General features: G+C 41.0%; 5 protein-coding genes. 2 read left to right on the top strand and 3 right to left on the bottom strand.

Features of this window, described 5'->3' with window-relative positions:
• Positions 1–190: 190 nt before the first annotated feature.
• Both P8O16_RS11425 and P8O16_RS11420 read left to right on the top strand, forming a co-directional pair.
• Entirely contained in the window at positions 191–553 is a 363-nt protein-coding gene (locus tag P8O16_RS11425; protein WP_300314801.1) for a transmembrane 220 family protein, read from the top strand.
• A 75-nt stretch (positions 554–628) separates the two neighbouring features.
• On the top strand, positions 629–1,378 hold the full coding sequence (locus P8O16_RS11420) for an NIPSNAP family protein (RefSeq protein ID WP_300314798.1): 750 nt from the start codon (positions 629–631) through the stop codon (positions 1,376–1,378).
• Positions 1,379–1,467: 89 nt separating this feature from the next.
• On the opposite strand, the gene P8O16_RS11415 is transcribed toward P8O16_RS11420, so the two are convergent.
• The 3 genes from P8O16_RS11415 to P8O16_RS11405 form a co-directional block, all read right to left on the bottom strand.
• Positions 1,468–4,914: a ThuA domain-containing protein gene (locus P8O16_RS11415; protein ID WP_300314795.1), complete on the bottom strand. Its 3,447-nt coding sequence runs from the start codon at positions 4,912–4,914 to the stop codon at positions 1,468–1,470.
• A 120-nt stretch (positions 4,915–5,034) separates the two neighbouring features.
• Positions 5,035–6,201 (bottom strand): galactokinase, encoded by a 1,167-nt coding sequence (gene galK, locus P8O16_RS11410; protein WP_300314792.1) that lies wholly within the window; start codon positions 6,199–6,201, stop codon positions 5,035–5,037.
• A 2-nt stretch (positions 6,202–6,203) separates the two neighbouring features.
• Entirely contained in the window at positions 6,204–7,226 is a 1,023-nt protein-coding gene (locus tag P8O16_RS11405; RefSeq protein WP_300314789.1) for a LacI family DNA-binding transcriptional regulator, read from the bottom strand.
• Between the last annotated feature and the right edge of the window lie 20 nt (positions 7,227–7,246).

Raw genomic sequence — 7,246 nt, 5'->3', positions numbered from 1 at the left:
TGGACGAGTTTTGTTACAAGCTCAACAGAAGATACTTCGGTCAAAAACTCTTTGACAGACTCATCATTGCTTCGATTTAATCATACTGGCAAGATTGCGGATATACATATTAAATTTTTAAAAATTGCTTTAATTGCTATGTGATTTTTTTGAGTTGATTTCTTTAGATTTGATCAAAACGATTAATTCAATGAAGTTTAACAAAATTTTCTTTGGCATTTGGGCTCTGTTATTTGTTTTGTTTGCTTATTGGCAGATTAATGATCCAGATCCTGAGGTTTGGGTAAGTATTTATGCCGTGGCAGTGATTTTTTGCTTGCTTGGCGTAAGAGGTATTTTCCCAAAGATACCTCTCACCTTGGTGGTAATACTTTGTCTATTGGGTGCTATTTACTTTTTCCCCGGAGGTGTAGGGGACTGGGTTTCTCAGGAATGGGCTCAAAAAGATCTTACCATGAAAACCCAACAAATGGAAGAAAACCGAGAGACCTTTGGCCTATTGATTATCGCTGTCGTATTAAGCCCTGCGCTCTGGAAAGCATGGAAAGTATAAAGGGACCTTATCTTTCATTTGAGTTCAATAGTAAAATAAATACCTAAACTATCATCTTTCAAACCCAAAAAAAACATGAAAAAAATACTATCAAGTATATTTTTGCTCTTTCTGACACTTTCTGGTTTTGCGCAACAAAACTCTGATATGAAGTCCCGCTATTTTGAAGTACGGAAATACTACGCAAATGAAGGCAAGCTTCAGGATTTGTTGAATCGCTTTGAAAACCACACCATGAAGCTTTTTGAAAAGGCAGGAATGGAAAATATTGCCTATTTCGTTCCCGTGGATAACACCGATAATTCGATGACTTATATCTTGGGCTATCCTGATGAAAAGTCAAGAGATCAGATGTGGGAGTCTTTTATGAATGACCCAGAATGGAAAAAGGCTTACGAAGCATCTCGTGTAAATGGCCCACTAGTCAAAAGTATTGATCAGACTTTTATGGTACTTGCTCCTAATCTCAATGATAATCCCAAGCCTATGCCAAGTGGAGTGATTCAGATGCGGACTTATACTTTATTTGAGGGGAAAGTGCCAAATATCCAAGCTAGATTCCGAGATCATACTCAGGCCCTATTTGAAAAGCAAGGATTGAGAAATTATCCTTATTGGATGACTGTGCCGAAGGATGGTTCTCAACCAAAGTTGCTGTACCTTCTTGGAGCAAAAGATCAAGCAAGTTTTGATGCAGGATTTCAGGCCTTCCTAAAAGACCCAGAATGGATCAAAGCCCGCGATGCCTCTGAGGCCTCAGGTAAAATCGTAGAGAAAGTCGATGCAGTCATGTTTAAAACATTGCCATTTTCTCCTTTAAAGTAGGAATCGAAATTTCACCCTTCTTTGGGCTCAACAAAAAAAGGCCAATTCCAGATCTGGAATTGGCCTTTTTTGATTTTAATTAGCAGATATTACTTAGGCATGAAAGTAATTCCAACAAGGATAAATGTGCCAGGGTCGCCACCATTTTTAGTCTTACTGGTCACATATACAGTATGCAATTTACCATCTAAAGTTCCCGTCACCGGAAGTACAAATGGTTTTATTGAAGTGCCAGTACCATCTGGTTTGAACTCTCCTTGAACAAATGTTCCTTCAGCTACTTTTGGTCCTGTAGGACTATCGAGATGCACTTCAAAGATCATTTCTTCTGACATCACATCTCTAGTTCCAGTGATTAGCATAATTGAAGAGATATCAGTAAGATCGACATTCTTAATCGCAAAATGGGCTTCTGTTTTTGGAACCATCAAGAGATTTCTTCCACCAAAACTCATTGAAGTATAGTCCTTCAAATTGACCGCATTCCCTAAATCAACCGAATTGTTCATGAGGTACACACTTGTTGAGCCAGAAAGCGGCTTGATTCCTTCTCCACCTTGATCGGTGTATGAGGCTGTCAAGACCAGGGTTCCTGATGGTGATGGAGCTTTACCCATTGTTGGATTAATAGATCCAGATGCTGGTAGAGTAGGCTTGGCCACTGTCTGATCAAGAGAAAGAATGTAGCTGATAAGAGCACTTAGTTCTGATCCTTTTATGTTAGGATTAGCAGGCATCACTGTCTCTCCCCAAACTCCTCCGCCACCATTCATGATTTTAGTAGTTAGATAAGGGATGTCTTTTTCAGTGTATTTCTTAGCCACATCGGTATATGCTGGCCCAATGGAGGTCTCAGCTTCTTTATGGCAAGTCTTACAAGTCAATGAAGAGACTAAGGATTTACCAACCATAGCGTCTGTCATGATCTTATGTCCCATGTCCGCTTCAGCCATATCAACACCTTCACGGTAATCGGCGGAGACGTAAAGTGTACTCAGATCTTTTCCAGCATCTGGATGGTCCTCATCCGATACGGATATTTCGTATGCTACTTGCTTGCCAGGAAAATAGAATGATTTGTTTCCTTTGATTTCAATTGCAACTTCCGGAGCAACATTTCCTACATAAACGCTCTCTATTCCACTGGTTCCTGACAAACCTGCAGGATCTGCGGCAGTTACTTTTACTTCATATTCTCCGATTTGATCAAATGTGTAAGTCAGAGACGGCTCAGTTGTCGTTTCAGTTTTTCCATTTCCAAGATCCCAAGTGAATGACAAAGCGTCTTTTTCGGGGTCTGTTGCGGTTGCTTTGAAATTTACCTTCAATGGTGCTTTGCCTGAGGTTTTGTCAGCGACGATTTCTGTTACAGAGGGAGCACGGTTTCCACCATTAAAGTCTATTCGAGAAAGCCCGGAGTCAGGGTTTTTGCTAAACCAGCCATTACCATATTCGAGAATGTACATTCTACCATCAGGACCCATTTCCATATCGATGAGCGCATTGAATTTGGTGTTTGGCATAAATGGCTCCATCTTATCAAAGTCACCTGATTCGGTCATAGTCACTGCCTTGATCCAACCTCGAATCCAATCGTAGATGAAAACTTTTCCAGCGTAATAATCCGGGAATTTGGTGTCTGCAGTATAAAGATCAGGATAGTAAACCGGCCCTGCCATGGCATTCCGGCCCCCTGTTCCTACTGCAGGAAACTCTGGAGACTCAGCATACGGATACCAGATAAATGCAGGTTGAGCTGCTGGAAGTTCTTTTAAACCCGTATTGCTTGGAGAATTGTTAATTGGTTTTGCCGGATCGAAAGCCATTCCCGGTGTTCCGGTTTCAAAATCAAAATCGTGATAAGGATAATTATCTCCTACAAAATATGGCCAGCCAAAGTTACCTGCCTGACGAGCTTGATTAACTTCATCATAGCCTCTTGGACCACGAGTATCCATGCTGTCAAGGCGTGCATCAGGTCCTACTTCGCCCCAATAAACCCAGCCTTTTTTCTGATCTACAGAGATTCGATATGGATTTCTATTTCCCTGAACAAAGATTTCAGCTCGTGCTTTCTCTGTTCCTTTAGGATAGAGATTGCCTTCTGGGATATCGTAGCTACCGTCAGGATTTACTTTGATTCGAAGGATTTTACCTCGTAGATCATTTGAATTCCCTGAAGATCGTCTTGCATCCCACTGCTCTCTACCTGGTCTGCCATCCAATGGTGCGTAACCATTGAGTATGTATTTGGAATCATTTTGGTTGAAAGGAGTAGAGTTGTCACCAGTAGAAAGGAATAGATTTCCATCTTTGTCAAAAGCGATTGATCCACCTGTGTGGCAGCAAATATCCCGTTGAGAATCTACATCCAAGATGACTACTTCTGAAGCCATATCCCAAGTATTATTTTTGAAAGTAAAGCGAGAAAGTCGATTTACCCACTTGTCACCAGTTGGTGCATAATAAACGAAGACATAATTGTTTTCCGCGAAATTCGGATCTTTCTGGATTCCCATCAGACCCTCTTCAGCATTGACACCTTTAACTTCAGTCTTCCAATACACGTCAAGTTTGGCGACTTCTTTCAGTTCTTCTGTCTCGCTATCAAATAACAAAATCTCTCCTCTTCGCTGAGCAACCAAGATGTCAAGATTTGGGAGAATTGTCATTTCGGTAGGTTCGGTGAATTCACCTATTGTCAGTGCTGTCTTGGTAAATCGATTTTCTTCCGGGACATGCTTTGTTTTGGCTTTTGAGTAATCTAATTCGAGATTATCTCCAATTGCGTATTGAATTCCAGCCATCAAGTGCTTCAGAAATAATTCCTCTGTAAATGACTCATTGGTATGGCCACCACCAGTATAGAAGGCTCGACCTCCATCATAATCATGGTACCATGCGATAGGGTGTTCGCCCATATCCAATCCGCCTTTGTAGGAATTCTCATCCAAAGTCAATAAAACCTTGACCTCCGGATTCATTTTCTTGTAGCTGTACCACTCGTCTGTTCGGTCCCAAGGACTTGGAAGGAAGGATGTAGATGAATTGGATTTATCTACTACAGTGATGGAACCAGGTTGCACGTTTGGGTTAGGATCGTTGATGCCCGGGTGATCAGCAAAATAACCACCTACCAGACGATTGTACCATCCCCATTCGTATTCGGTATCTGCCGCGGCATGAATGCCAACAAATCCTCCGCCTGCCTGTATGTAGCGCTCAAATTCAGCTTCCTGATAATTGTTGAGTACATCTGCGGTAGTGCTTAGGAAAATCACTGCAGAGTATTGCTTTAGATTTTCTTCGTTAAATAGTTCTGAGTTTGTAGTAGTATCAACTGCAAATCCATTTTCTGCACCCAGTTTTTGGATGGCCGCGATTCCCGCAGGAATCGATTGGTGATAATATCCTGCTGTTTTGCTGAAAACCAAAACTTTTGGATCTCCAGAGCGCTTGTTTTGACAGCTCCAAAGTCCCGCTATGGTAATCAGAAGAAGCAGGGTTAAGCTTCTTAGGTTTTTTGGGAAATTCATAGGTTTAATATTTTTCGGAAAATAGGGAATTAAAAGAAACATCTTTCGAGTTAACTGAAATTCGGAGTAATTGATTGCTAAACGGTCAATTATTTCTTTTCGATACAATAGATTTTATTTTTAAAAAGAGGTTGAATCAGAGTGGATTACAGAGGCTCCGTCCGAAAGCTCGACTTCGATGAAATCCGGGATTATTCCAAATTGCTTTTGATAGCTATTTTGAATCTGGATTTTAAAGTCGACTAAGAATTTTTTATCTATAAGATTTAGAGTACAGCCACCGAAACCACCTCCCATCATTCGGGAACCTAAAATATAAGGCAAACTTTGGGCTTTAGCAGCCAAAAAGTCCAATTCTGCGCAACTTACCTCAAAATCCGTGGACAAGCTTTCATGAGAGGAGTTCATCAGTTGGCCGAAGTTCGCAAGATCTCCCTTAAGAAGGGATTCTGCTGCTTCAGATACGCGGTGATTTTCAGATATTACATGCTTGGCTTTGGGAAAAAGCTTTTGTGGAAGAATTTTTTCAATCTTTTCCAAATCAGAAATATCGATATCCCGGAGTGTCTTGATTTCAGGAAATTCACTCTTTAGAATATTGACACTATCCTCGCATGCCAATCCCCTTTTGTTGTAAGCAGAATCTGTCAAACTATGCTTGACCTTACTATTAACCAAAACCAATCCAAAATGACCTAAATTAATTGGAATTTCCTCATGTGAATTACTTCTGCAGTCGAGTAGGAGTGCATGTGACTTTTTGCCGAAGGCCGAAGCATAAGGATCCATGATTCCGCAATTGACTCCTGCATAGAGATGCTCCGATTTCTGGGCATATAGCACCAGTGATTTTTTAGATACTTGATAGTTAAATAAAGAAGTTATCGCGGTCCCTATTGCGATGGAAAGTGCGGCAGAAGAGGAAAGCCCAGCACCTACCGGAATAGTACCTCCGATGACCATATCAAAGCTTTGTGGTGCAAAGCCTGCCTGCTTCAATTGGCTCAACATTCCCATTACATAATTTACCCAATGACCTTTTTGGGGAGAAATCGAATCTAGAGAAAAAGTGTATTCCTCGTCAAAATCAAGGGAATATAGCCTACAGTACCCTTTTTGATTTCTACCAATTGCTACAAAAATCCCTTGTTCCACGGCTGCTGGAAAGACAAGTCCTTCTTGATAATCTGTGTGTTCTCCTATTAGATTGATTCTGCCCGGGGCGAAAGCGATCAATGGTCTTTGAGAAAAAAGATCTTGAAAAACCTCTAGAATCCGTTCTGTCATATCTAAAGTAAAGCTGTAGACTGACGCGGAACTAAAGTTGTTTCTAATACGATGGAGATGGGGTCGTCAGATGTCAAGCCATCCAACTGATCAAGCAAGTGACTTACAGCTAATTTACCCATTTCATAGCCAGGCTGGGACACTGTAGTTAAAGGTGGTTCTACTACAGCAGAAGTTGGGTTGTTGGTAAATCCTGCCAATGCCATGTCTTGAGGGATTTTAATCCCCTTACTTTTCCAATAGGTTAACACATCCACAGCTAGTGGGTCGATCATGCAGAACACGCCGTCTGGCCTTGGATTCATTTCAATGATTTCTTGAGCTACTTTCAAATTTCCTTCAAGAGTCAGATCAGTCACCTTGATTAATGCATCTTTTTCTTTGATTCCAAATTCAGCTAATGCTTTCAAATACCCTTCTTTGCGCTTTTTGGAAATGTATAAATCTTCGGGTCCTGAAATGTACATGATTCGCTTTCGGCCAGTTTCAAGAAGGTGTTTAGTTACCTGATAAGCTCCTCCAGTGTCATTGAATGTTATTTTTGAAACAGGCATTTCCTCATGCACCCGATCGAAAAGTACGAATGGAATCTCCCTGCTATATAATTCATCCAAATGCTCGAAATGATTGGTTTCCCGACTAAGGGAAATCAAAAGTGCATCTACTTGTGTGGCAACCAATGTTTTGATATTCGCCTTTTCTTGCTCAATGGATTCATTGGATTGGCAGATCATGACATTGTAGCCACGCTTATTTGCATAATCTTGTATTCCACTAATACAGGAGGCAAAAAAGTGTGAAGTGATTTCCGGTACGATTACACCAAGGGTTTTGGTCCGGCTGATTCGAAGACTTTGAGCAAGCAGGTTAGGCTGATAATTCATCTCCTTGGCCATCTCCACAATCCTCCTCTTAGTCTCCGGATGGAGTTCTGGAGAATCCTTTAATGCTCTGGAAATGGTTGAAACGGAAACTCCCAATTTCTTGGCTATTTCCTTCATCGTTATCTGATGCCCTTTTTTCATGATAGAATCATTTACAAATC

The organism is Algoriphagus sp., from assembly GCF_029254265.1.
Taxonomy (GTDB): domain Bacteria; phylum Bacteroidota; class Bacteroidia; order Cytophagales; family Cyclobacteriaceae; genus Algoriphagus.
Note: the sequence above shows the minus strand (reverse complement) of the source record. Positions and strands in the feature narration are given on the sequence as shown.

Bases quoted from the DNA above. Each gene is read 5' to 3' on its own strand.
- galK (WP_300314792.1), bottom strand. From the start codon at position 6,201: ATGACAGAACGGATTCTAGAGGTTTTTCAAGATCTTTTTTCTCAAAGA.
- P8O16_RS11415 (WP_300314795.1), bottom strand. From the start codon at position 4,914: ATGAATTTCCCAAAAAACCTAAGAAGCTTAACCCTGCTTCTTCTGATT.
- P8O16_RS11425 (WP_300314801.1), top strand. From the start codon at position 191: ATGAAGTTTAACAAAATTTTCTTTGGCATTTGGGCTCTGTTATTTGTT.
- P8O16_RS11420 (WP_300314798.1), top strand. From the start codon at position 629: ATGAAAAAAATACTATCAAGTATATTTTTGCTCTTTCTGACACTTTCT.
- P8O16_RS11405 (WP_300314789.1), bottom strand. From the start codon at position 7,226: ATGAAAAAAGGGCATCAGATAACGATGAAGGAAATAGCCAAGAAATTG.